Raw genomic sequence first — 21,231 nt, forward strand, 5'->3', positions numbered from 1 at the left:
GGCCAAGCCCCCATGGATGGGTTTACGGCGTCCCCCGCAACCGGACCCACCCCGCCATCCCACGGAATGCACGCTGTTGCTGTTGCCGTTGCCGTTGCCGTTGCAGTTGCAGTTGCGGGTGCCGGGTGCAACCCGGCCAACACCCCCCTTCCCCATACCCCGCCGAATGGGTATACAGTCGACCCGTACCGGCATCGTGCCGGAATGAACCCTGGGAGGGGACCATGCGCAAGACCTTCAAGACCCTGCTGCTGGCGCTGCCGCTGTGCCTGGCCGCGCTCTCCGCGCAGGCCGCCGACAGTGCCGCCGGCCGCTGGAAGACCATCGACGACAAGACCGRCAAGGTGAAGTCGATCGTCGAGATCAGCCAGGCCGCCAACGGCACGCTGTCCGGCAAGGTGGTCGAGATCCTGCACTCGGACAAGGGCCCGAACCCGGTCTGCGATGGTTGCGAGGGCGCCAACAAGAACAAGCCGGTGAAGGGCATGACCATCCTCTGGAACCTGAGCCAGGACAAGGGCACCACCAGCAAGTGGTCCGGTGGCACCATCCTCGACCCGGCCAACGGCAAGACCTATCGCTCGAAGATCGAGCTGCAGCCGGGTGGCGGCAAGCTGGACGTGTCCGGCTGCATCGCCTTCATCTGCCGCGCGCAGACCTGGGTCCGCGAGTAAGCGTCACGGCCCCGGCAATGCCCTGGTGACCCGGCTCCGGCCGGGTCACCGCGTTGCGGGCATGCGATAATCCCCGGTTCCCCCTGGCTGCACCCCGTGACCATGACCCGTACCGCGCTCGTCACCACCGCCCTGCCCTACGCCAACGGCCCGCTGCACCTGGGCCACCTGGTCGGCTACATCCAGGCTGACATCTGGGTGCGGGCGCGTCGAATGAGTGGCGGCAAGGCCTGGTTCGTGTGCGCCGACGACACCCACGGCACGCCGATCATGCTGGCTGCGGAAAAGGCCGGGGTCACCCCGGAAACCTTCATCGCCAACATCCAGGCCAGCCACGAGCGCGATTTCGCCGCTTTCGGCGTCGCCTTCGACCATTACGACTCGACCAATTCCGCCGCCAACAAGGCGCTGACCGAAGCGTTCTACCTGAAGCTGGAAGCGGCCGGCCACATCAGCCGCCGTTCGGTGGCGCAGTTCTACGACCCGGCCAAGGGCATGTTCCTGCCCGACCGCTACGTCAAGGGCATCTGCCCGAACTGCGGCAGCGCCGACCAGTACGGCGACAACTGCGAGGTCTGCGGCGCCACCTATGCGCCGACCGACCTGAAGGAGCCGCGCTCGGTGATCTCCGGGGCAACCCCGGAAATGCGCGATTCGGAGCACTTCTTCTTCGAGGTCGGCCACTTCGACGGCTTCCTGCGCGACTGGCTGGCCGGCGATGTCGCCCTGCCGGGCGTGAAGGCCAAGCTGGGTGAATGGCTCAACGCCGAAGGCGGCCTGCGTGCGTGGGACATCTCGCGCGATGCGCCGTACTTCGGTTTCGAGATTCCCGGCCAGCCGGGCAAGTACTTCTACGTCTGGCTGGAYGCGCCGATCGGCTACCTGTCCAGCTTCCAGACCCTGTGCAGCAGGATCGGCGAGGACTTCGAAGCGCACCTGCGCGCCGGCACCAGCACCGAGCTGCATCATTTCCTCGGCAAGGACATCGTCAATTTCCATGGCCTGTTCTGGCCGGCGGTGCTGCACGGCACCGGCCACCGCGCGCCGACCCGCCTGCACGTCAACGGCTACCTGACCGTCGATGGCGCGAAGATGAGCAAGTCGCGCGGCACCTTCGTGATGGCGCGCACGTTCCTCGATGCCGGCCTGGAGCCGGAGGCACTGCGTTACTACTTCGCCGCCAAGTCCGGTGGTGGCGTCGACGACCTCGACCTGAACCTGGGCGACTTCATCGCGCGCGTCAACGCCGATCTGGTCGGCAAGTTCGTCAACCTCGCCAGCCGCTGCGCCGGTTTCATCAGCAAGCGCTTCGATGGCCAGTTGGCCGCGCAGCTGCCCGACGCGGCGCAGTACCAGCGCTTCGTCGATGGCCTGGCGCCGATCCGTGAGGCATACGAGCGCAACGACCCGGCCGCGGCGATCCGCCTGACCATGACCCTGGCCGATGAAGCCAACCGCTACATCGACGACGTCAAGCCGTGGGTGATCGCCAAGCAGGAAGGCGCCGACGCGCAGCTGCAGGCGGTCTGCAGCCAGGGCCTGAACCTGTTCCGCGTACTGGTCACCGCCCTGAAGCCGGTGCTGCCAGCCACCGCGGCGCAGGCCGAGGCCTTCCTGGCCGCGCCGGTGAATGACTGGACCGAGCTGGCGCAGCCGCTGCTGGGCCACCGCATCACCGACTACACCCCGCTGTTCACCCGTATCGACCCGAAGAAGATTGACGCCATGATCGACGCCTCCAAGGACACCCTGACCACCGCCGCCCCCGCTGCCAAGGTTGAAGCAAGCAAGCCTGCCGCACCGGTGGTGGCCAAGGACGAAGCAAAGAGCGCCGACGCGCCGGCCTACATCGGCATCGACGACTTCGCCAAGCTCGACCTGCGCATCGGCAAGGTGCTGGTGTGCGAGTTCGTGGAAGGCTCGGACAAGCTGCTGCGTTTCGAACTGGATGCCGGCGACCTCGGCAAGCGCCAGATCTTCTCCGGCATCCGCGCCAGCTACGGCGAGCCGGAAGCGCTGGTCGGCCGCAGCGTGGTGTTCATCGCCAACCTGGCACCGCGCAAGATGCGCTTCGGCCTGAGCGAAGGCATGATCCTGTCGGCCGGTTTCGATGGCGGCGCGCTGGCGCTGCTGGACGCCGACAGCGGCGCGCAGCCGGGCATGCCGGTTCGTTGATGCAGTACGGGCGCGGCCCTGGCCGCGCCCGGTCATGAGCACCGCGAAGGGAGGTACCGTGATGGGAGATGCTGCGTTGGAACTGGCGCTGTTCGACTTCGACCACACTGTCACCACCTGCGACACCTATGGCCGCTTCCTGCGCCGGGTCGCCACCGCCGAACAGCTGGCACAGGCCTGGTGGAAAGTCGGCCCGTGGCTGCTGGCCTACAAGCTGAAACTGATCTCCGCCGAGCGCATCCGCGCACGGGTGACCCGGTTGACCTTCAGCGAGCGCCACGCCGATGACATCGAGACGCTGGCTGCGGGCTTCTCCCGCGAGTTCCTGCCCGATGTCGTGCRCCCGGAAATGCTGGAGCAGATCCGCTGGCACAAGGAGCAGCAGCACACCGTGGTGGTGGTGTCCGGTTCACTGGACCTGTACCTGCGGCCGTGGTGCGAACAACTGGGCCTGCAGCTGATCTGCAATCGGCTGGAAAGCGAAAGCGGACGCCTGACCGGCCGCTACGCCGGTGGCGATTGTGGTCCGCGCAAGGTTGAGCACATCCGCCGCCAGTTCGACCTGTCACGTTACACACGCATCCATGCCTACGGTGACAGCGCGGAGGATCGCCCGATGCTGGCCCTGGCGCACGAGCGCTGGTACCGCGGCAAACCCCTGAAGTAACCCAACGCGCAGCCTTCGCCACGCATGAGCCTGATTCCGCCCCTGACCGAACGCCTGGACCGCTTGCTGCCGCAGACCCAATGCGGGCAATGCGGTTACGACGGCTGTCGCCCGTACGCGCAGGCGATGGCACGTGGGGAGGCTGGCGTGGATCGTTGTCCGCCCGGCGGCGATGCCGGTGCGCGGGCGTTGGCGCAGGTGCTGGGTGTGCCGGCGTTGCCGTTCGATCGCAGCCGGGGCGAGCACAAGCCGCCGCAGGTGGCGTTGATCGTGGAGGCTGACTGCATCGGTTGCACCAAGTGCATACAGGCGTGCCCGGTGGATGCGATCGTCGGCGGGGCAAAGTACATGCACACGGTGATTGCCGATCTGTGCACGGGGTGCGAGTTGTGTATTCCACCGTGCCCGGTGGATTGCATCGAGCTGGTGTTGGTGTAGGTTTTTTTTTGCGACGCCGCGGCGTCGCGTTGCGCTGAGAGCAACAGCAACAGCAACAGCAACAGCAACGGCAACGGCAACGGCAACGGCAACGGCTGGGAGCGTCGGCTGCCTGGGTTTGATGATCTGGGCTGGTGGGCGGGGGCAAGCGGGACACGCCGTGAACCCATCCATGGGGGCTCGATGACGCCTTGCTCGTGTGCGCTATCCTGCGCACACGGCAAGACCTGGGTTGGGCGTCCTGCCCAACCCGCCAGGCGCATGCGCCTGGCCCATGGCGCCAACGGTCCCGCTTGCCCCCGCCCACCAGCCCCCGACAGATATCCGCTGCGGACGGGCGAGCAACTGCAATGCCATGGCTGGGGTGTTGGTGGGTGCGGACCTTGGTCCGCACTATCTGTCCAATGTCATGAACCGTCGTCGCAATCGACCTTGCCTGCGCACGCTGGCGACTATCGAATCACGATGCATGTCGCAGATTGCTCGGTCTATCGCGACCGTGGCGCCACCTGCGTTCGAGGCGGCTTAACAGCATGCAAAAATGCCGGAAACCTCCTGACGTTGCGGGCATTGCAACTTGTCTGATTGGCATTCCGCTACGACGGGTTTACAGATGGTGAGCCGCCGAAAAAGGGTGGCCGGGTGTCGAAAACCCGCGACGCAAGATGTTGTTTACGCTTGCCAGCCGGCGTCACCTTGCGTGGCGCCGGCTGGCAATCCGTCTGCCGGTCATGGCGGGCGGAGCGTGGGGGCTTTCGGGTCCACCGGTTTCGTCTTGCGTCCCGGTTTTCGAGCCACGTCTCCGTCCGCCACCTTTGAGTGGCGGCTACCGTCTGTCCTGCACGGAGCCTTGCCATGAACGCATCGGATTTCCCCCATCTGCACGCCTACCTCGGCCCGGCAGACGCCGACGAGGACACGGAACCGTCGCCAGCGCTTGATCCCACCACGTTGGTTGCGACCCTGCGGCGCATCGGTACCGGCGCCGCCGCTGACGGTCAGCCGTGGCCGGAGCGGCATCAACTTCCCAGCCGGTGCATGGCGCTGGCCGATGCCGATTGCGCGCTGGCCGGGCTGCGCGTGGTGCAGGAGGTCCTGCTGGCCGCCGAACGCACCCGGCAGAACGGCGCGCCGGAGGAGTACGTCGGCGACCGGGTCATGGAAGGCCTGATGCTGGCCTGCCTTGCCTTGTGCACGCAGGCAAGCACACGACTGCAGCCGCAGCTGTAACGGATGTTGCAGCGTCAGCTTCCCCGGCAAACGGGGTCAGATCCCTTTTCCGGAGGAAAAGGGGTCTGACCCCTGTCCGCTCATTACGGCACTGCCGCCGTAACGATGATCTCAACCTTCCATTCGGCGTGCGCAAGCTTGGCTTCAACCGTGGCGCGGGCCGGGGTCGCGCCCTCCACCACCCACTCGTCCCACGCCTTGTTCATGCCCTCGAAATCGGCCATGTCGGCCAGGAAGATCTCCGCACGCAGCACGTGCTGGCGGTCACTGGCCACCAGCGCCAGCAGCTTGTCGATCTCGGCCAGCACCTGCCGGGTCTGGCCGGTGATGTCCTGGCTGGTGTCTTCCGGAATCTGGCCGGAAAGGTAGGCGACCTTGTTGTACACGGTCATCTCGGACATGCGCGGTCCGACGTCGTAACGCTCCATCATGGGCGTGGCTCCTGCGGGTGGTCTGGACTGCATTCTCACCCAGCCGGCGTTGGAAGTGTGTGCCCGGTGCGGCCACTGGATACCGCCACCACCAGCACAGCGGCAGTGCTGGTCAAACGGCGTGGACAGGCGCACGATGCGCCACGCCTGCGTTGACACCGCCCTCGCCCTTTCTGACGCACCCTTGCGCCGATGACCGCACCCACCGATTCCACTGCCTCCCCTTCCACACCGACCTGGAAGCGGGTCGTCACCATCGTCGTCCCGCTGCTGATCCTCGCGCTGGCCCTGCATGGGCTGGCCGGCGAATTCGACGAGCATGGCTACCGCGCCATCCGCCAGGCCTTCCGCGAGCTCAGCGCTGCGCAGATCGCGCTGACCGTGCTGCTCGGCCTGGCCAGCTACGCCTGCCTGATCGGCTTCGATGCGATCGGCCTGCGCCGCAGTGGCATCCGCGTGCACCCGGCACGGATCGGCATCACCGCCTTCCTCGCCCACACCCTGGGCCAGACCGTGGGCTTTGCCGCCCTCACCGGCGGCGCAGTGCGCCTGCGCGGCTACCGCAGTGCCGGCCTGGATCTGGCGCAGATCGGCCAGGTGGTGCTGATGAGCACGCTCGGCTTCATCTTCGGCGCGTGGCTGCTGATCGGCGTTGCGCTGTGCATGGAGCCGGCCGCTGCCGCGCTTGCGCTGCCGCTGGACCCCGGCGCGGTGCGCGTGGTCGGCATCGTCGCGCTGCTCGCCTATGCGGCCACCTTCGTCCTGGTCGGCCGCAACGGTCGCCAGTTCCGCATCTTCAGCCATGGCCTGTGGCTGCCCGACCGGCGCACCATGCTCGGGGTCACCGTGTTGAGCGTGGTTGAACTGGTCCTGGCCAGTGCCGCGTTCTATGTGCTGCTGCCCGATTCCACGCCGACCGGCCTGCCCGGTTTCGTCGGCCTGTATCTGGTCGCCGTGCTGGCCGGCCTGGTGTCGACGGTACCGGCCGGCCTTGGCGTGTTCGAGTGGAGCCTGCTGAAGCTGCTGCCGCAGGTGGCGCCGGCTGCAGTACTGGCGGCGGCATTGATCTACCGCGTCAGCTACTACGTGCTGCCGCTGCTGCTGGCGACTGTGCTGGCCCTGGCGCCCGCGCTGCGGCAGCCGCTGCAGGCCAGCGCAGGTGCCACCCGCGCCGGCTGGTACGCGCTGCGTCCGTGGTTGCCGCAGATCATCGCGCTGGCCGCCTTCAGTGTCGGCGCCGCGCTGGTCATCGACGGCACCCTGCCCACACCGCGACGGCACCTGATCAATGCCTCGCTGCCGATCCTGGAAACCTCGCACCTGATCGGCAGCCTGGCCGGCGTCGCCCTGTTGCTGATCGGCCAAGGCCTGGCCCGCCGCAGCCACGCGGCCTGGATGCTGGCGATGGCGATCTGCGTGATCGCACCGCTGCCGATCTGGCTGCGCGGTGGCCAACCGCTGATCGCCTTGTCGGCGTTGCTGGTGGCGATGGCGCTGTGGGCAGCACGTCGCGAGTTCTATCGCCAGGGCGCGCTGCTGGACGAAGCCTGGTCGTGGCCATGGCTGYGCAACCTCGGCCTGGTGCTGGTGGCGGTGACGTGGCTGCTGTTCTTCACTTACAGCCACGTCGAATACCAGAACGAGCTGTGGTGGCAGTTCGCCGTGTCCGGCAATGCGCCGCGCGCGCTGCGTGCACTGCTGCTGGTGGCGATGGCGCTGGTGATGTTCGGCCTGGCGCGGCTGCTGCACAGCACGCGCAGCCCGCTGCCGCCTGCCGACGACGCAACCCTGCAGGCGCTGGCACCCGTGCTGGCTGGTGCCACCGACACCCAGGCCTGCCTGGTGCTGACTGCCGACAAGGCGGTGCTGCGCGATGAGCAGCACAAGGGCTTTGTGATGATGCAGCGCTACGGCGGCTCGCTGATCGCGATGGGCGATCCGGTCGGGCCACCGGAGGTGGCGCGCGCACTGATCTGGCGCTTCCGCGAAGAAGCCGACCGGCTCGGACTGCGCCCGGTGTTCTACCAGGTGGGTGAGGCGTATTGGCAGACCTATCTCGATCTCGGCCTGGGCCTGGTCAAGCTGGGCGAAGAGGCCATGGTGCCGCTGCACGACTTCGGTCTGGAAGGCCGCGAGCGTGCCGACCTGCGGCAAGCCTGGAACCGCGGCAAGCGCGGCGGGCTGTCGTTCCGCGTAGCACCGGCGGAAGAGATCCCTGCCCTGCTGCCACGCCTGCATGCGATTTCCAACGCCTGGCTGGAGGACAAGTCAGGCGACGAGAAAGGCTTCTCGCTGGGCAGCTACGACCCGGACTATCTCGTGCGTTTCCCGATCGCCCTGGTCGAAGCTGAAGGTCGGATCGTGGCCTTTGCCAACCTGTGGCAGGCACCGGCAGGCGCCGAACTGTCGGTGGATCTGATGCGTCATGTCAGCGATGCGCCGAAGGGCACGATGGATTTCCTGTTCATCGAGCTGTTCCTGTGGGGCCGCGCGCAGGGCTATGCGCGGTTCTCGCTGGGCATGGCACCGCTGTCCGGCCTGGCCCAGCACCGCCTGGCCGGTCGCTGGAACCGCCTGGCCGGCCTGCTCGCACGACACGGCGAGCGCTTCTATGGCTTCAGCGGCCTGCGCAGGTTCAAGTCGAAGTTCGATCCGCAGTGGCGACCGCGCTACCTGGCCGCGCCCGGCGGCATGCACCTGCCGGCTGCACTGCTGGATGCCACGCGGCTGATCTCGCTGGACCCGCGGCGCAACTGACGCCCCGATCCGCCGGGCATGGCCCGGCGCTACCTGATGGATCGTCCGCACGGGTAGCGCCGGGCCATGCCCGGCGGTGGTCCCATGAGACCGATTACGCGCCGCCCTTGAGGATCACCTCGGCCAGGCGATCGTAGTCACCGCCGAAGTGATGGTCACCCGGCAACTTGACCTTGTGCACGCCGTCGTTGCCCGGCAGATCGGGGCACAGCGCATCCTCGTCCTTGTCGCCGTACACGCACAGGGTCCTGGCCGCCGGCAGCTTCGCCACTTCCGGCGCGATCGGCAGGCCGCCGCCACCGCCGCCCAGCCAGTTGCTGACATGGAATTCAAAGTCGGCATTCCTGCCCACCGACAGCAGCACGATGCGTTCGAGGCCGGCGCGGGTGCCTGCATCAAGCTGGTTGATGGTGGCCGGCAGCACGTCGGCACCCTGCGAGAAACCGATCAGCATCACCTTGTCGCGCTGCCATTGCTGGCGGTAGTGGCCGATGATCTTCTGCAGATCGACAGCGAATCCCTGCGGCGTGCGTTCGCTCCAGAAATAACGCAGCGAATCGATGCCAACCACCGCCACGCCATGTTCGGCCAGGGCGCCGGCCACGTCCTTGTCCAGGCCGGCCCAGCCGCCATCGCCGGAAACGAACACCGCCAAGGTGTCACCGCTGCCCTGCGCCGGCACTTCCACTACCGGCAGCCCCTTCAGGGCATCCGGCGGCGGTGCCAGCGCGACCCCGGCCTGTGCGCCGATCACCCGCGCGGCGGCCACCAGCCCCGGTGTCGCATCGCCAGCGGCGGTGCGCTTGAATTCACGCGCCATTGCAACCTGCTGCACGAACGGGCCAGCGCTGTTGGTCGAACACCCCGACGCGCCGGCCGCGTTCAACCACGGGAAATTCAGTTCGCTGGGCTGCAGGCGGTCGTGCTTCACGCCATCACCGCAGACCATGCGCTCGTGCACATGTGCCGGGCAGAATCCCGAGGTCAGCAGGCCGGCAAAGACCTGGGTGTCGGCCTGCGCTGCCAGTGCATAGGCCAGTTCGGCGCCCTCGCCGCTGCCGCCGACCAACGGCAGGTGATACCCCGGCAGATGCAGGAACGCCTGTACCCAACGCGAGAAATTCTCGACATCGCCCGCGCCGAACGCGCAGCTGCTGTTGCCTTCGCGCTTGAGCACGCCACGCAGGTGGGCCACATCCACCGATGCGACCAGTGCACCATCGGCGCGCAGCGCTTCAATCGGCATGCGGCTGTCATCGGCATCGGCGCCGTCATGGAACCAGATCACCACCCGTTGCGGTGCCCCGGCCGGAACATGCACCGGCACCTGATCGAAACGTCCATGGCTGACCTGCTGCACTGACGCCACCGCTGGCACCGCCGCCAGCGCCAACACCAGTCCCATCGCCCTGCCCAGCCCTGCACGCATCGTTTCGCATCCCGTTGGAATGCGCACACGATACGCCGCTGCTGCGTGCACGGCACGTACCGGTACAGGCGCCCTGCAATCGGGCAGGTGGTTGATTCAGCGGGTGCCGGCGGCACGCCCGCGGCGATACAGCGCCAGCGCCAACCACAGCAGCCAGCCGACGATCACCGCGATCACCAGTTTCTGCCCCAGCCCACGCGGTGGGCCACCGCGCCACAGCACGTGTACCCACAGCAGCACGAAGGCCAGCCAGGCCCAGCCCCACAACAGCGCCGCACTGCCTCGCCAGCCCGGCTCGCGGCGCAGGTACCAGGCCTGCAGCAGCATGCCGACGCTGGCGCACAGGAAGGCGGTATTGGCGGCCAGGCCGTGGATCAACGGCGCCAGCAACGGCGTTGCCGCGGGTAGCCAGCTGTCACCGATGGCGACGGTGGCCAGGCCAACGGCAGCCACGCAGAACAACAGCGGTGCCGCTGCGCTGCGCCGCGGCCCCACGCTGTGCCGATACAACGCGATGCCGAGCACGGCGATGGCCAGTGCCAGCAGGCAGTAGGCGCTGCGTAGCGCCAGGCCCCACGGCCCATGCAGGTACAGGCTCAAGGTGGCCTTCACCCAATCCAGATCGGCCCGCGCGAACTGCGTCCACAACGCGGTCGCCACGAACAACAGCAGTGCCACCAGCGCCAGCGTCGCGGCCGGACGCGCCCGCGTCATGGGCCAGCGTCCGGATGCCGTGCCAGCCACTCAGCCAGCGCCTTGCGGTAACGCTGCAGCTCCTCGGCATACAGGTCGAGCACGCACAACGGGCAGCCACTGCCGCAGCACTCGTTGGGACCGGGTTCTTCCGGGGGCAGTGGACGGGGATCGGCAGGAGTATCGGAGACGGTCACGGCTGCAAACAACACCACGCAATGGCAGGTGGGTAGTGTAGCGGCGCGCTCAGGCGCCCAGTTGGCGGCGCAGGTTGGCTCGTGCGGCGGCATCAAGCTGTTGGTCGAAAAAGTCGCTGAGGAAGATCCGCGGCGCGCGCAGCAGCCCCTGCAGGAAGCGGCGGCGTCCGGCGCGGTACAGGAAGCCCGGCACCACGCCTTTGTACTCTTCGGCCACGCCGCGGTCATACGCGGCAAACACCTCCTCGGGTGCCGCCAGGATCGCCATGTCGCAGTCGAGGAACAGCGCCGCTTCGGCATCGACATCGGCCGGGCCCAGCTCGCCATGGCGGGCGGTGAGCAGGATCAACTGCTCGACCCGGCCGGCATCGACCGATGCCAGCTCGGGCCAGTCCGCGATCGCCTGCAGGGCCAGCGCGGCCGACCTGGCCTCGTTGTCCTTGCGGCCGGCCTGGTAGATCGCATCGTGGTACAGCACTGCCAGATAAACCTCGGCCAGCTGCTGCCAGCCCGGACCTGCAGCCACCTCCTGGCAATGCTGCAGCACCGCGCGCACATGGCCGAAGTGGTGGTAGGCGCGCGGTGGCGTCGCATAGGCATCCTGCAGTGCCTGCCAATGCGCGGGAGCGAGAGTCAGCGGGGCGAAGTCCATGCAGGGATGATCCCGCCCTTGGCACCGCCGGGCAAGCTGGCTGTTTTTTCACCAGCCACTCACATCCCGTGCCGGGCAAGGGCGCAGGGCAGTTGTCCACAGGTTTGTCGCGTGCTGGTCCACACCGGCTGTGGACGAAGCGCAGCGCTGACCGCCGGTGGATGCGGACCGCCACGCGCGGGTCTACACTGGCCGCAGGCGGGAGCGCCCGCCGCTGCCGGAAACCGTCATGCGCCGTCTTGCCGCCCGATGCTTTCTCCTTCCACTGCTCGCGCTCGGCGCGCCAGCCCTGTCCGCGCAGGATGCTCCAGCCGCTGCGCCCGCCATCCCGACCATCTCCACCGTAAAGGTCACCGCCGCCAGCGTGCCGACACCCGAACAGGTGCTCGCGATCCCGCCGGCGATGCGCGAGATGCTGCAGAAGCAGGTGATCAGCCGCAGCTACTCGCGCGACCAGCGCCTGCAGGCGCTGGTGGAGATGATCTTCAGCCAGCACGGCCTGGACCTGCAGTACGACGCCGATGCGACCTACACCGTCAGCGAGATCTGGCAGCACCAGCGCGCCAACTGCCTCGCCTTCACCCTGCTGTTCGTCACCCTCGCCCGTGAGGCCGGTATCCAGGCGCGGGTGCAGGAAGTCGGCCAGGTGGTGTCGTGGTACCAGGACCAGGACCAGGGCGTGGTCTACAACGTCGGGCACGTCAACGCCGGCGTGGATGTCGGTGGCCGCTACGGTACGGTCGACCTGGACCGCAACGTGCTGTACGACCGCCACGGGCCGCAACCGATTGGCCGTGAACGGGCGCTGGCGCACTACTACAACAACCGGGGCGCGGAGCAGCTGGCCGATGGCGACCTGAGCGGAGCACGTGCCTTCTTCGATGCCGCGCTGGGGCAGGACCCGGAGTTCGCCTCGACRTGGAACAACATCGGCGTGCTCGACAACCGCCTGGGCGATGACCAGGCGGCCCGCACGGCGCTGGACACGGCGTTGCGCCTGGACGGACGCCAGAGTGCAGCGCTGAACAACGCCAGTGCGCTCTATCGCAAGCTGGGCATGACGGCGCAGGCGGAAGCCATGCAGAAGAAGCTGCAGTCGGTGCAGCGCGAGGACCCGTTCGCGCAGTACATGCAGGGTGCCCAGGCCGAACGCGCTGGCGACCTGGACAAGGCGATCACGTACTACCGGCGGGCGGTGCGCCTGTACGACACCGCGCACCAGTTCCACTTCGGCCTGGCGCGGGTGTATTTCCTGACGGGCCGGCTGCAGCGTGCGGACCGCGAACTGCTGCGGGCGCAGGAACTGGGCGGATCAACGCAGCAGGCACGCTACCAGGCCAAGCTGGACAGCCTGGCCCGCTGGCGGGCGCAGCAGGCCAAGCGCTGAGGCGCGATCRGGCCTTCTTGAGGAAGCAGGTCTTCAGCACAAGGCCCTTGATCTTGTCCGAGTTGCCCTCGATGTGCTCGGCATCGTCTTCGACCAGGCGGATGTTGCGGATCACGGTGCCCTGCTTGAGCGGGATTGAGGAGCCCTTGACCTTCAGGTCCTTGATCACGGTGACGGTGTCGCCGGTCTGCAGGGTATTGCCGTTGCTGTCACGCACGACCAGGGTCGAACCGGTACCTTCTTCGGCCGTCCACTCGAAGCCGCAGTCGGCGCAGATCCACAGCGCGCCATCGGCATAGGTGTTTTCCAGGGTGCACTGCGGGCAGGCGGGAACAGAAGACATTGCAAGTACCTCAAAATGAATCAACAGCGGCCATTGTAACCGCCCTGCCTTTTCGTTCATTTTCCGACGTCGGTCCGGACCGGACCTCGCCCCACCCCGCCCGAGGCAGGCACCGGAACTTGCAGCGCGCGGCAAACTCCAGCAGAGTGCGCGGCCCCTGATCGTCCCCGGACCTCCCCATGCGCCTCGGCATCGACTTCGGTACCAGCAACTCCGCCGCCGCCATCGTGCGTGATGGGAAGCTGCTGCCGATCCGCTTCGGCGAGGCCGAGCAGTTCCGCACCAGCGTGTACTTCCCCGGCGTGGTGCCCGACCCGGACGATTTTCAGCTCGACGCCGGGCAGGAACACGAACTGCAGCAGCTGATCGACAGCGCCGCCCGTGCAGCCCGCGCCGCTGGCCAGGAGCGCACGCCACAGGCCCTGCGCCGCGAGGCACTGCGCGCCCTGCGCCGGGAATGGATGGAGGCTCGCGCCGGAAAGGAACGCAGCGCCAGCGACCTGCTGCAGAACGCCGTCTATGGCGACGACGCGCTGGAAGCGTATTTCGAGGAGCACGAAGGCAACCTCGTGCAGAGCCCGAAGTCCATGCTCGGCTACAACCTGCACCCACGCGCGCGGCAGACCATCACCGGCATTGCCGCGCACATCCTCGAACACATCCGCTTGACCGCCAGCGCCCAGCTCGGCCAGCCGCTGCGCAGCGCCCTGCTCGGCCGCCCGGTGCAGTTCCGCAGCTCGATCGGCGAGGCCGGCAACGACCAGGCCCTGGACATCCTGCGCGAAGCAGCCGGCCAGGCTGGTTTCGACCACATCGATTTCCTCGAAGAGCCTGCCGCCGCAGCAATGCATTACCACGCTGAAAGCCGCGATCGCCATCAGGCGGTGATCGTCGATATCGGCGGCGGCACCACCGATATCGCCCACGCCGAAGTGGGCGGCAGCCAGGCCCCGCGCATCCACCGTGCCTGGGGTATTGCCCGCGGCGGCACCGATATCGACCTGGCCCTGAGCCTTTCCGGCTACATGCCGCTGTTCGGCCGCGGCATCACCCGCGTGCCCACCCACCACTACGTGGAAGCGGCCACCGTGCAGGACATGACCCGCCAGCGCGAGTTCCGCCAGCACAACTACGACAACGTCGACGCGCCGTGGGGCGCGCGCCTGCAGGCGCTGCAGGACACCGGCAACACCGCCCGCCTGTACCGCGATGTCGAGCGCGCCAAGATCGCCCTCAGCGGTGCCAGCGAACACCGCAGCACGCTGGATTACATCGCCCGCGACCTGCACGTGGACAACAGCGCCGACGGCCTGGCCGCCGCCGCCCATGGCTACCTGAGCCAGATCCGCGAACTGCTGGCCCAGGTCCGCAGCGACATCGGCGGCGACCCTGACGCGGTGTTCCTGACCGGCGGCATGTCCCGCGCCGGCTACCTGCGGCAGGCCGCTGCCGAGGCGTTCCCGGGCGCCCGGATGGTGCACGGCGAGCCCTCGCTGGGGGTCGTCCAGGGCCTCGCGCTGGCGGCAGCCAGCCGGGATTAACAAAACGTTACGCGGTCTGAGCTACCCTTGGCCGGCTAGAAAACCGCTGCACCTTCCGCTGGCCTCGCCGGTGTGTGTACCCATGGTGCAGCCTGACCCGCCCAGCGGGTCTGGCGACCATGCCCTCTGGCTCGATCATGGTCCGCGTATTACCCGAGCCGCCATCGAGACCCGCTTTGGGCACCCGCCAGGCCCCTGTGGCCGTACAACCTGACGCTGAACCAGCACCCATCGACTGCCGCCGTTGTGACGCGGTCTGTTGCCGGTTGCCGGTCCTGCTGCAGCCCGGCGACCACGTGCCCGGCCAGTTCCTGTCGCGCGACGCTCACGGCCGTGCCGTGATGGCGCGCAACGAGGAAGGCTGGTGCGCGGCGATCGATCCGTATCACCTGCGCTGCACGATCTATTCGCAGCGCCCGGCGATCTGCCGCCAGTTTTCGATGGGCGGCGACGACTGCCGCCGCGAGCGGCAGGACTACCTGCGCCAGGCTGAATCCTGCGCGCTTTCCTCCCCTTCCACCTGACAGGAGCAACCATGCCCCGCAAGGCAAAGACCCCCGCGAAGGCCAGCAACAGCATCCGCAGCGAACGCAAGGGCGCATCCGCCAGCACCGTGGTCAACAGCGACTCGATCGCCTCCGACCTGGCCGCGTTCCGCAAGAGCGGTGGCAAGATTGAAGTTCTCGGTACCACCTGGGCGCTGAAGAAAGCCAGCTGACCCTCCCCCGACCGCGGCGGCGCTGCCGCCGCGGCCTGCCGGGCCGCGCTCAGCGGTCCAGGCGCACCTGCACACTACCCGAGTGCGACTGCACGCGGATATCGCCGTCGCCGCTGCCCAGCCGCGCATCCAGGCTGCTGCCCGGCCCATAGCGCGGCCGCTCCACCTTGCCGGCGTCGCTGTTGATCGACCCGCTGAAGCTGTTCACTGACAGCTGCGCCGACACCGTGCGCGGCAGGCGCAGGCTGACCGAGGCACTGACCGACTCGACGTTGATGCGCCCGCCTGGTGCCAAGGCGGTCGCCGACAGGTCGATGCCTCCGGATACCGTCTCCACCACCAGGCGCTGGATGCGACCGGCATCGACGCCTACCCGGCCAGACACCGTCTGCGCCCCGATCTCCCCGGAAACGCCCCCGCCAGCCTCGATCCGGCCGCTGACCGTGTTGACGTCCAGCCGCGGGGTCTGCAACCGCGCAGTGACATTGCCGCTGACCGTATTGAGCACGCTGTCGCCACTACGACCGGCGGCGGCAAGGTTGCCGCTGACGGTATCTGCCTGCAGCCGCCGCACGTCCACGCCACTGATGTCCTGGTCGGCACTGACCGTGCTCAGCAGCAGCTCCACCGAGCGGGGCACGTTGAGGGTCAAGGTGGCGCCGCCATTGTTGCCGCGTCGCGGATACTCGATTTCCCAGCGCACCCGGTTGGCACTCTTTTCCTGGCGCAGCTGCAGGCCGTCGCTGAGCGTGCCGGTGAGCTGCACGTCATTGCGGTCCCAGCCGCGTACAGTCACCTTGCCAGCGACGTTGCTCAGTTCAATGCGGCCGCCTGCAGCAACATTGTGGCGTTCATCGACGCGTGTATCGGCCAGCGCCATGGCGGGCACCAGCAGCAGGGCCGCGCAGAGAGGGAAAAGGGTTCGCATCGGGGGGTCTCCTCAGGTTGTCAGACCGGAGGCGGCCTGGGCCGCCTGCCGGGTCAGTTCGAGCCGCAGCGCATAGGTCCGCTTGAGCTGTCCAAGCAGGTGCGGCGCACGCGGGTCCTGCGCCATCGCGGCGCGGATCTGTTCCGCGCTGCGATCCAGTTCATGCAGCGCGGGCTGCCACTCCGGCGCAGTGCCATCAGGCAGCGACGCCACTGCCTGCCGGTACTGTTCGGTCATCGCATCGGCCTGCAGCTGCAGGCCGCTGGGTGCAGGCAGCGACTCGGGCGCGTGCCGCCACGGCGCCACCGCGTAGAGCGCGAGGCTGGCTGCCAACGCCGCGCCAACCGGCAGCCACCAGCGTCGACGGGTGCGCAGTGGCAAGGCCACCACGTTGTCCACCGGCGCCTGCACGGCAACCGGTTCGCGGGGTGGCAACCGCGCCGACAGGCGTTCCCAGCCATCGGCCGGTGCGCTGCGTTCCGCGGGAAGGGCGCGCAGGCGCGCCAGCAGGTCGTGATCGGGGTCGTGCGTACTCATGTCATGTCTCCCAGGCGCGCGCGCAGCAGGCCACGCGCGCGATGCAGCTGTGCTTTGGAACTGCCGACCGCCATCTGCAGCTGGCCGGCGATTTCATGGTGTTTCCAGCCTTCGATATCGTGCAGCACCAAGACCGCACGCGCGCGCGGCGGCAGGGTCGCCAACGCGCGTTCCAGGTCGCGTTCGGTGCCGGCGCAGCCGTCATGCACCGCCATCTCCGGCAGCCCACCGTCCACGTCGTCCAGGCTGTCGTGGTCATGCCCGGCGGCACGACCGCGCAGTTCCATCAGCGCGGCGTTCACTCCCAACCGATGCAGCCAGGTCGACAGGCTGCTCTCGAAACGGAAGCCGGGCAGTGCCTTCCATGCCTGCAGGAACGCTTCCTGCAGTGCATCCTCGGCACGCGCCTGCTGCCCGCCACACAGCCGCCACAGGGTGGCAAACACCCGCGGCGCATGCTGCCGATACAGCTGTTCATAGGCAGCGGTATCGCCGGCCGCCGCTGCACGTACCAAGGCGGTTTCGTCGACGACGTCGTTGGCGGCAGGCGGCGCGGGCATGGTGGTGTCGAGCATATCCGTTGGATGCGGCCTGCCGGAAAAAGGTTTAGATCTTCCGGAGCGCTTTTCGGTTGCAACCTTTTCGCGCCTGGCTGCATCCATCACAGGTCCCCCGCAGGCCTGCCCGGCCAGGAGCATCCCATGTCCAGCCCTTCCTGCGCCGCCCTGCTGGCGATCGCGACCTGCATGCTGCTGCAGGCGTTCGACGTTTCCCTGCACTGGCGTGCCGAAAGCGGCCGCGCCTGCCTGCAGCAGCACAAACAGGACCTTGTCTGCCTTGCCTGGGCACAGGCGGTCGAAACGTCGACACGCGCCGGGTAACATCAAGCCCCGTTTCCGTCACACGTTGTCGCCCCATGATGTTGTCGCTGAAGGACCACCTGCCCGCCTGGACCCACCCCTGGCTGCATGACATCGGGATCGCCCTGCAGATCCTGATCACCCTGCTCGCCGCCTGGCTGGTGCGGGTGCTGGCGCGGCGCCYGATCCGCCGCTTCGCCGACCACTACACGCTGCCGCCGGAAATGGTGATGGGCGCGCGCCGGATCACCAGCTTCGTGGTCTATTTCAGCGCGGTGCTGTACATCCTCAGCCTGCTCGGTGCATCGCCCTCGGTGCTGTGGACSGCSTTCACCGGYTTCGCYGCGGTSGGCGCGGTGGCGTTCTTCGCSGCCTGGAGCGTGCTGTCCAACATCTTCTGCACSCTGCTGATCTTCACCACGCGACCGTTCCGCCTGCATGACTACATCGAAGTGCTGGAGAACGGCGAAAAGCCCGGGCTGAAGGGCCGGGTGATCGACGTGAACCTGATCTACACCACGCTGCAGGAAACCGGCAACGGCCACGAGGGCACGGTGCTGCAGTTGCCGAACAACCTGTTCTTCCAGCGCACGGTGCGGCGCTGGCGGGACCCGACGCAGGCGCCCGGCGGCATCCAGGGCGACGGCTGAGGGGGTGTTCGGCAGGGCGGCGCCCTGCACCCGCAGAGGCCTTCAAACCAAGGCAACGTCAGCGTCAACGTCAACGTCAAAAGCCGGCATTCCGTGGGATGGCGGGGCACTGTGGGTGTGCGGGGACGCCGTGAATCCATCCCTGGAGGCTTGGTCGCGGCATCCATGCCGCTCACACCCCGCAAACCCACAGTGCCCCGCCTTCGACAATTCCCGGCTGCTGTTGGTAGGTGTCGACCTTGGTCGACACGTAGATCCACGCCACGCGTGGATGCTCTTCGATCCAATATCGAAATATTCGATTTCSATSGRRATWCATCCACGCATGGCGTGGATCCATGACAGATCGCGGGAACCTGTCGAAGGCGGGGTGGGTCCGGTTGCGGGAGTGTCCGCGGCATGGATGCCGCGGCCAAGCCCCCATGGATGGGTTTACGGCGTCTCCCGCAACCGGGCCCACCCCGCCATCCCACGGAATGCCGCTCTTGCTGTTGCTGTTGCTATTGCTCTCAAGGTTGCCGGCCAGCGGCCGGCACTACCGCGGGTGCAGGGCGCCGCCCTGCCGACCACCCTTACCGCAGTTGGCTGTCCTTGCTGCCCCGGCGGTTGTAGCCACTCTGCGCCTGTTCCTCTTCGTCATGCGCCTGCTGACAGTTCACGCACAGCCGTACGCCAGGCACTGCCTGACGCCGCGCCAAAGGAATCGGCGCGTCGCATTCCTCACAGTGTTCCAGACCCGGGCCCTGGCGCAGCTGGCGCCGCGCGTGGGCAATCGCATCGTCGACGGTGGCGTCGATCTGGTCCTGGACCGCGCCATCTCCGGCCCAACCGGTAGCCATGGCCATCCTCCGCAGGTGTGTCGCCTGATATGGGGACAATACACCCCGCCGCAATCGGTAGCGCCGGGCCATGCCCGGCGGACGCTGCGACCGGTTCAGCGTCGCCTTACCAGACCAGGTCGTCGGGGACCTGGAACTGTGCGTAGTAGGCGTCGTCCTCGGCGTTGCCTGTGGAGATCTCGGCGCTGGAGCCGGGCGTGCCATGGTCGACGATGATGGCTTCCGGGGCGCGTTCACGCACCTTCTCCGCTGCCGCGCGTGGCAGCACCGCGTAGCCATCGCCATGGGCCACAATGACCAGCACGCCCACCGACAATGCCTTGCGCAGCTTGGTATCGATCAACAGGGTGCGGATCACTGCGCCATCGCTGAAGCGGTACTCGTCCTCGCCTTTGTGCGGCACGGCGTGGGCGCTGATGATCTGCTTGGCCTGCGCCTTGCGCTCAGCCTGCCGGGCCTGCGCGTTGCGCTCGGCAGCCAGCGCACGGTCACGCTCGATCTTCTCGGCCCGGGCACGTTCAGCTTCACGCTGGACCTCCGCCGACGTCGACTCGGCCTTGCCCTGGCGGGCCTTGGCCTGTTCACGCGCGGCGGCACTGGCCTGCGACTTCTTGGCCAGGCCGGCCTTGAGCAATTGTTCCTGCAGCGCGTTGGGCTTTGCCATGGTCGATACGTACCGCGTGTAATCTGGATGCCCCATTCTACCGACGCGCCGACGCCCCTGCATGGCTGTCCTGAAGTACCTCACCGGCTACCCCGAACCCCTGGTCGCCCAGGTCAGCGATCTGCTGGCACAGGGCAAGCTCGGCCCCTGGCTGCAGCAGCGCTACCCCGACCCGCATGAGGTGCGCAGCGACCGCCAGCTGTACGACTACACCCAGGACATGAAGGACCGCTACCTGCGCAAGTCGGTGCCGCTCAACAAGGTCTGCTATGACAACACGCTGGAGGTCATCAAGCATGCCCTGGGCACCCACACCGCCATTTCCCGTGTACACGGCGGCCGGCTCAAGGCCAGCCGCGAGATCCGCATCGCCACCGTGTTCCGGCAGGCGCCAGCTGCCTTCCTGCGCATGATCGTGGTGCACGAGCTGGCCCATCTGAGGGAGGCCGACCACAACAAGGCCTTCTACCAGCTGTGCCAGCACATGGAGCCGGATTACCTGCAGCTGGAGTTCGATACCCGCCTGTACCTGACCGAGCTGGCCAACCGCGGCCAGCGCTGAGCCGGCGTAGCGGCTACACTGCGCGCCCCCTGCCCGACCTTTCGCCATGGAACCGACCCGACTCGACAAACGCCTGTCCGCCCTGCTCGGCATCCCGCGTGGTGAAGCGCGGCGCTATATCGAGGGYGGCTGGGTCAGCGTCGATGGCGAAGTGGTGGAACAGCCGCAGCGCCCGGTGGACGAGAGCGCCAGCATCGTGGTGGCCGAGCAGGCCAGCGACAGCAAGGCCGAGCGCGCCAGCATGCTGCTGCACAAACCGGCGGGCGTGCCAGCCGATGCCCTGTGCGCGCTGATCCGCACCGAGACCCGCAGCGAACTGGATGCCAGTGACATCCGCCCGCTGCAACGGCATTTCCACGGCCTGCAGCTGGCATCCTCGCTGCCGGCCGACGACAACGGGCTGGTGGTGGTCAGCCAGGATCCGGCGGTGCTCGCGCACCTGCAGCGCAACCTGGGCCGCACCGAACAGGAGTACCTGGTCGAAGTGGCTGAAGGCGGCCCGGAACGTGGCCCGTGGCTGATGGCCCGGCTGCAGCATGAAGCAGGCGGCCCGAAGGTCAGCTGGCAGAGCGAGCAGCGCCTGCGTTTTGCAGGCAAGGGACTGACCGCGAAGGGACTGAGGACTGCGGTGACGGCTGCCGGCCTGCAGGTGGTGGCCGTACGCCGCCTGCGCATCGGCCGGGTGGCGCTGGGCCCGCTGGCCGTGGGCCAGTGGCGCTATCTGGGCAGCGACGAGCGGTTCTGAGTCACGGCGCTTCATCCACGCATGGCGTGGATCTACCGGTGGCAGTTCTTCCACGCATGGCGTGGATCTACCGGTGGCAGCTCATCCATGCGTGGCGTGGATCTACCGGGGTGA

The 21,231-nt window shown here is 67.7% G+C and carries 24 protein-coding genes and 1 pseudogene; 14 read left to right on the forward strand and 11 right to left on the reverse strand.

The genetic code is table 11. The features are described from left to right. Positions 1-224: 224 nt before the first annotated feature. From AC1DJN_RS05755 to AC1DJN_RS05775, 5 genes are all read left to right on the forward strand, one after another. On the forward strand, positions 225-674 hold the full coding sequence (locus AC1DJN_RS05755; RefSeq protein ID WP_478038976.1) for a DUF2147 domain-containing protein: 450 nt from the start codon (positions 225-227) through the stop codon (positions 672-674). A 102-nt stretch (positions 675-776) separates the two neighbouring features. Beyond that, the gene (metG, locus tag AC1DJN_RS05760) at positions 777-2,849 is read left to right on the forward strand and encodes a methionine--tRNA ligase (RefSeq protein WP_032975075.1); all 2,073 of its coding nucleotides are present in this window, start codon (positions 777-779) and stop codon (positions 2,847-2,849) included. A gap of 76 nt (positions 2,850-2,925) precedes the next feature. Further along, on the forward strand, positions 2,926-3,516 hold the full coding sequence (locus AC1DJN_RS05765) for an HAD family hydrolase (protein ID WP_478038979.1): 591 nt from the start codon (positions 2,926-2,928) through the stop codon (positions 3,514-3,516). Between the two features lie 24 nt (positions 3,517-3,540). Next, complete coding sequence (gene rnfB / locus AC1DJN_RS05770; RefSeq protein ID WP_032952130.1) at positions 3,541-3,954, forward strand: Rnf electron transport complex subunit RnfB; 414 nt, start codon at positions 3,541-3,543, stop codon at positions 3,952-3,954. An 855-nt stretch (positions 3,955-4,809) separates the two neighbouring features. After that, positions 4,810-5,184, forward strand: a complete 375-nt coding sequence (locus tag AC1DJN_RS05775) for a hypothetical protein (protein WP_025879082.1) — start codon at positions 4,810-4,812, stop codon at positions 5,182-5,184. A gap of 83 nt (positions 5,185-5,267) precedes the next feature. On the opposite strand, the gene AC1DJN_RS05780 is transcribed toward AC1DJN_RS05775, so the two are convergent. Then, complete coding sequence (locus AC1DJN_RS05780; protein ID WP_025879081.1) at positions 5,268-5,615, reverse strand: RidA family protein; 348 nt, start codon at positions 5,613-5,615, stop codon at positions 5,268-5,270. A gap of 192 nt (positions 5,616-5,807) precedes the next feature. Here AC1DJN_RS05780 and mprF point away from each other — a divergent pair, with 192 nt between their 5' ends. Next, positions 5,808-8,372, forward strand: a complete 2,565-nt coding sequence (gene mprF / locus AC1DJN_RS05785; RefSeq protein ID WP_478038977.1) for a bifunctional lysylphosphatidylglycerol flippase/synthetase MprF — start codon at positions 5,808-5,810, stop codon at positions 8,370-8,372. Between the two features lie 94 nt (positions 8,373-8,466). Here mprF and AC1DJN_RS05790 read toward each other — a convergent pair whose 3' ends face one another. From AC1DJN_RS05790 to AC1DJN_RS05805, 4 genes are all read right to left on the reverse strand, one after another. Further along, positions 8,467-9,801: a virulence factor family protein gene (locus AC1DJN_RS05790; protein WP_279575230.1), complete on the reverse strand. Its 1,335-nt coding sequence runs from the start codon at positions 9,799-9,801 to the stop codon at positions 8,467-8,469. A gap of 96 nt (positions 9,802-9,897) precedes the next feature. Next, positions 9,898-10,515: a DUF998 domain-containing protein gene (locus tag AC1DJN_RS05795; protein ID WP_049467943.1), complete on the reverse strand. Its 618-nt coding sequence runs from the start codon at positions 10,513-10,515 to the stop codon at positions 9,898-9,900. Beyond that, a complete protein-coding gene (locus AC1DJN_RS05800; RefSeq protein WP_033832209.1) occupies positions 10,512-10,691 on the reverse strand; it encodes an oxidoreductase-like domain-containing protein in 180 nt (59 codons plus the stop codon). The genes AC1DJN_RS05795 and AC1DJN_RS05800 overlap by 4 nt, the downstream gene beginning before the upstream one ends. Positions 10,692-10,740: 49 nt before the next feature. Beyond that, on the reverse strand, positions 10,741-11,343 hold the full coding sequence (locus AC1DJN_RS05805) for an HD domain-containing protein (RefSeq protein ID WP_282280591.1): 603 nt from the start codon (positions 11,341-11,343) through the stop codon (positions 10,741-10,743). 229 nt (positions 11,344-11,572) lie between these two features. Between AC1DJN_RS05805 and AC1DJN_RS05810 the strand changes: the two genes are divergently transcribed. Next, on the forward strand, positions 11,573-12,730 hold the full coding sequence (locus tag AC1DJN_RS05810) for a tetratricopeptide repeat protein (RefSeq protein ID WP_442252108.1): 1,158 nt from the start codon (positions 11,573-11,575) through the stop codon (positions 12,728-12,730). Between the two features lie 10 nt (positions 12,731-12,740). Here the strand turns inward: AC1DJN_RS05810 and AC1DJN_RS05815 are convergent. Continuing rightward, positions 12,741-13,073 (reverse strand): annotated as a pseudogene (locus AC1DJN_RS05815) (zinc ribbon domain-containing protein YjdM); the annotation flags it as partial. Positions 13,074-13,252: 179 nt separating this feature from the next. Between AC1DJN_RS05815 and AC1DJN_RS05820 the strand changes: the two are divergent. The 3 genes from AC1DJN_RS05820 to AC1DJN_RS05830 all read left to right on the forward strand — a co-directional run bounded on the left by AC1DJN_RS05820 (position 13,253) and on the right by AC1DJN_RS05830 (position 15,332). After that, positions 13,253-14,614 carry an Hsp70 family protein gene (locus AC1DJN_RS05820; protein ID WP_025879074.1) on the forward strand — a complete coding sequence of 454 codons (1,362 nt, stop codon included), beginning with the start codon at positions 13,253-13,255 and terminating at the stop codon, positions 14,612-14,614. Between the two features lie 230 nt (positions 14,615-14,844). Next, positions 14,845-15,138 carry a YkgJ family cysteine cluster protein gene (locus AC1DJN_RS05825; RefSeq protein ID WP_051501656.1) on the forward strand — a complete coding sequence of 98 codons (294 nt, stop codon included), beginning with the start codon at positions 14,845-14,847 and terminating at the stop codon, positions 15,136-15,138. A gap of 11 nt (positions 15,139-15,149) precedes the next feature. Further along, on the forward strand, positions 15,150-15,332 hold the full coding sequence (locus AC1DJN_RS05830) for a hypothetical protein (protein WP_025879072.1): 183 nt from the start codon (positions 15,150-15,152) through the stop codon (positions 15,330-15,332). A 49-nt stretch (positions 15,333-15,381) separates the two neighbouring features. Here the strand turns inward: AC1DJN_RS05830 and AC1DJN_RS05835 are convergent, their stop codons facing one another. Genes AC1DJN_RS05835 through AC1DJN_RS05845 form a run of 3 tightly spaced genes read right to left on the reverse strand, consistent with a single transcriptional unit; the run spans position 15,382 to position 17,372 of the window. Next, positions 15,382-16,260, reverse strand: a complete 879-nt coding sequence (locus AC1DJN_RS05835; RefSeq protein WP_032977119.1) for a DUF4097 family beta strand repeat-containing protein — start codon at positions 16,258-16,260, stop codon at positions 15,382-15,384. 12 nt (positions 16,261-16,272) lie between these two features. Next, positions 16,273-16,797: a hypothetical protein gene (locus AC1DJN_RS05840; RefSeq protein WP_032977117.1), complete on the reverse strand. Its 525-nt coding sequence runs from the start codon at positions 16,795-16,797 to the stop codon at positions 16,273-16,275. Further along, the gene (locus AC1DJN_RS05845; RefSeq protein ID WP_032977116.1) at positions 16,794-17,372 is read right to left on the reverse strand and encodes an RNA polymerase sigma factor; all 579 of its coding nucleotides are present in this window, start codon (positions 17,370-17,372) and stop codon (positions 16,794-16,796) included. Before AC1DJN_RS05845 ends, AC1DJN_RS05840 begins: the two co-directional genes overlap by 4 nt. A 126-nt stretch (positions 17,373-17,498) precedes the next feature. Here AC1DJN_RS05845 and AC1DJN_RS05850 point away from each other — a divergent pair, with 126 nt between their 5' ends. Both AC1DJN_RS05850 and AC1DJN_RS05855 read left to right on the forward strand, forming a co-directional pair. Beyond that, positions 17,499-17,678, forward strand: coding sequence for a hypothetical protein (locus tag AC1DJN_RS05850; protein ID WP_282280596.1), 180 nt, complete (start codon positions 17,499-17,501; stop codon positions 17,676-17,678). Between the two features lie 35 nt (positions 17,679-17,713). Then, the gene (locus AC1DJN_RS05855) at positions 17,714-18,307 is read left to right on the forward strand and encodes a mechanosensitive ion channel family protein (protein ID WP_478038978.1); all 594 of its coding nucleotides are present in this window, start codon (positions 17,714-17,716) and stop codon (positions 18,305-18,307) included. A gap of 572 nt (positions 18,308-18,879) precedes the next feature. Here the strand turns inward: AC1DJN_RS05855 and AC1DJN_RS05860 are convergent. Together AC1DJN_RS05860 and AC1DJN_RS05865 are read right to left on the reverse strand one after the other, a co-directional pair. Next, complete coding sequence (locus AC1DJN_RS05860; protein ID WP_442252110.1) at positions 18,880-19,146, reverse strand: DksA/TraR family C4-type zinc finger protein; 267 nt, start codon at positions 19,144-19,146, stop codon at positions 18,880-18,882. A gap of 106 nt (positions 19,147-19,252) precedes the next feature. Then, entirely contained in the window at positions 19,253-19,810 is a 558-nt protein-coding gene (locus AC1DJN_RS05865) for a DUF2058 domain-containing protein (protein ID WP_105165037.1), read from the reverse strand. Between the two features lie 61 nt (positions 19,811-19,871). Between AC1DJN_RS05865 and AC1DJN_RS05870 the strand changes: the two genes are divergently transcribed. Next, positions 19,872-20,372, forward strand: a complete 501-nt coding sequence (locus AC1DJN_RS05870; protein WP_025879163.1) for a M48 family metallopeptidase — start codon at positions 19,872-19,874, stop codon at positions 20,370-20,372. Between the two features lie 46 nt (positions 20,373-20,418). Then, positions 20,419-21,117: an RNA pseudouridine synthase gene (locus tag AC1DJN_RS05875; RefSeq protein ID WP_025879164.1), complete on the forward strand. Its 699-nt coding sequence runs from the start codon at positions 20,419-20,421 to the stop codon at positions 21,115-21,117. Positions 21,118-21,231 lie beyond the last annotated feature (114 nt).

The organism is Stenotrophomonas sp. 05L414_2 (assembly GCF_056397905.1).

Bases quoted from the DNA above. Each gene is read 5' to 3' on its own strand.
- AC1DJN_RS05790 (WP_279575230.1), bottom strand. From the start codon at position 9,801: ATGCGTGCAGGGCTGGGCAGGGCGATGGGACTGGTGTTGGCGCTGGCG.
- AC1DJN_RS05835 (WP_032977119.1), bottom strand. From the start codon at position 16,260: ATGCGAACCCTTTTCCCTCTCTGCGCGGCCCTGCTGCTGGTGCCCGCC.
- AC1DJN_RS05870 (WP_025879163.1), top strand. From the start codon at position 19,872: ATGGCTGTCCTGAAGTACCTCACCGGCTACCCCGAACCCCTGGTCGCC.
- AC1DJN_RS05780 (WP_025879081.1), bottom strand. From the start codon at position 5,615: ATGATGGAGCGTTACGACGTCGGACCGCGCATGTCCGAGATGACCGTG.
- AC1DJN_RS05860 (WP_442252110.1), bottom strand. From the start codon at position 19,146: ATGGCTACCGGTTGGGCCGGAGATGGCGCGGTCCAGGACCAGATCGAC.
- AC1DJN_RS05840 (WP_032977117.1), bottom strand. From the start codon at position 16,797: ATGAGTACGCACGACCCCGATCACGACCTGCTGGCGCGCCTGCGCGCC.
- AC1DJN_RS05830 (WP_025879072.1), top strand. From the start codon at position 15,150: ATGCCCCGCAAGGCAAAGACCCCCGCGAAGGCCAGCAACAGCATCCGC.
- AC1DJN_RS05850 (WP_282280596.1), top strand. From the start codon at position 17,499: ATGTCCAGCCCTTCCTGCGCCGCCCTGCTGGCGATCGCGACCTGCATG.
- AC1DJN_RS05865 (WP_105165037.1), bottom strand. From the start codon at position 19,810: ATGGCAAAGCCCAACGCGCTGCAGGAACAATTGCTCAAGGCCGGCCTG.
- rnfB (WP_032952130.1), top strand. From the start codon at position 3,541: ATGAGCCTGATTCCGCCCCTGACCGAACGCCTGGACCGCTTGCTGCCG.
- AC1DJN_RS05805 (WP_282280591.1), bottom strand. From the start codon at position 11,343: ATGGACTTCGCCCCGCTGACTCTCGCTCCCGCGCATTGGCAGGCACTG.
- AC1DJN_RS05845 (WP_032977116.1), bottom strand. From the start codon at position 17,372: ATGCTCGACACCACCATGCCCGCGCCGCCTGCCGCCAACGACGTCGTC.
- AC1DJN_RS05820 (WP_025879074.1), top strand. From the start codon at position 13,253: ATGCGCCTCGGCATCGACTTCGGTACCAGCAACTCCGCCGCCGCCATC.
- AC1DJN_RS05795 (WP_049467943.1), bottom strand. From the start codon at position 10,515: ATGACGCGGGCGCGTCCGGCCGCGACGCTGGCGCTGGTGGCACTGCTG.
- AC1DJN_RS05775 (WP_025879082.1), top strand. From the start codon at position 4,810: ATGAACGCATCGGATTTCCCCCATCTGCACGCCTACCTCGGCCCGGCA.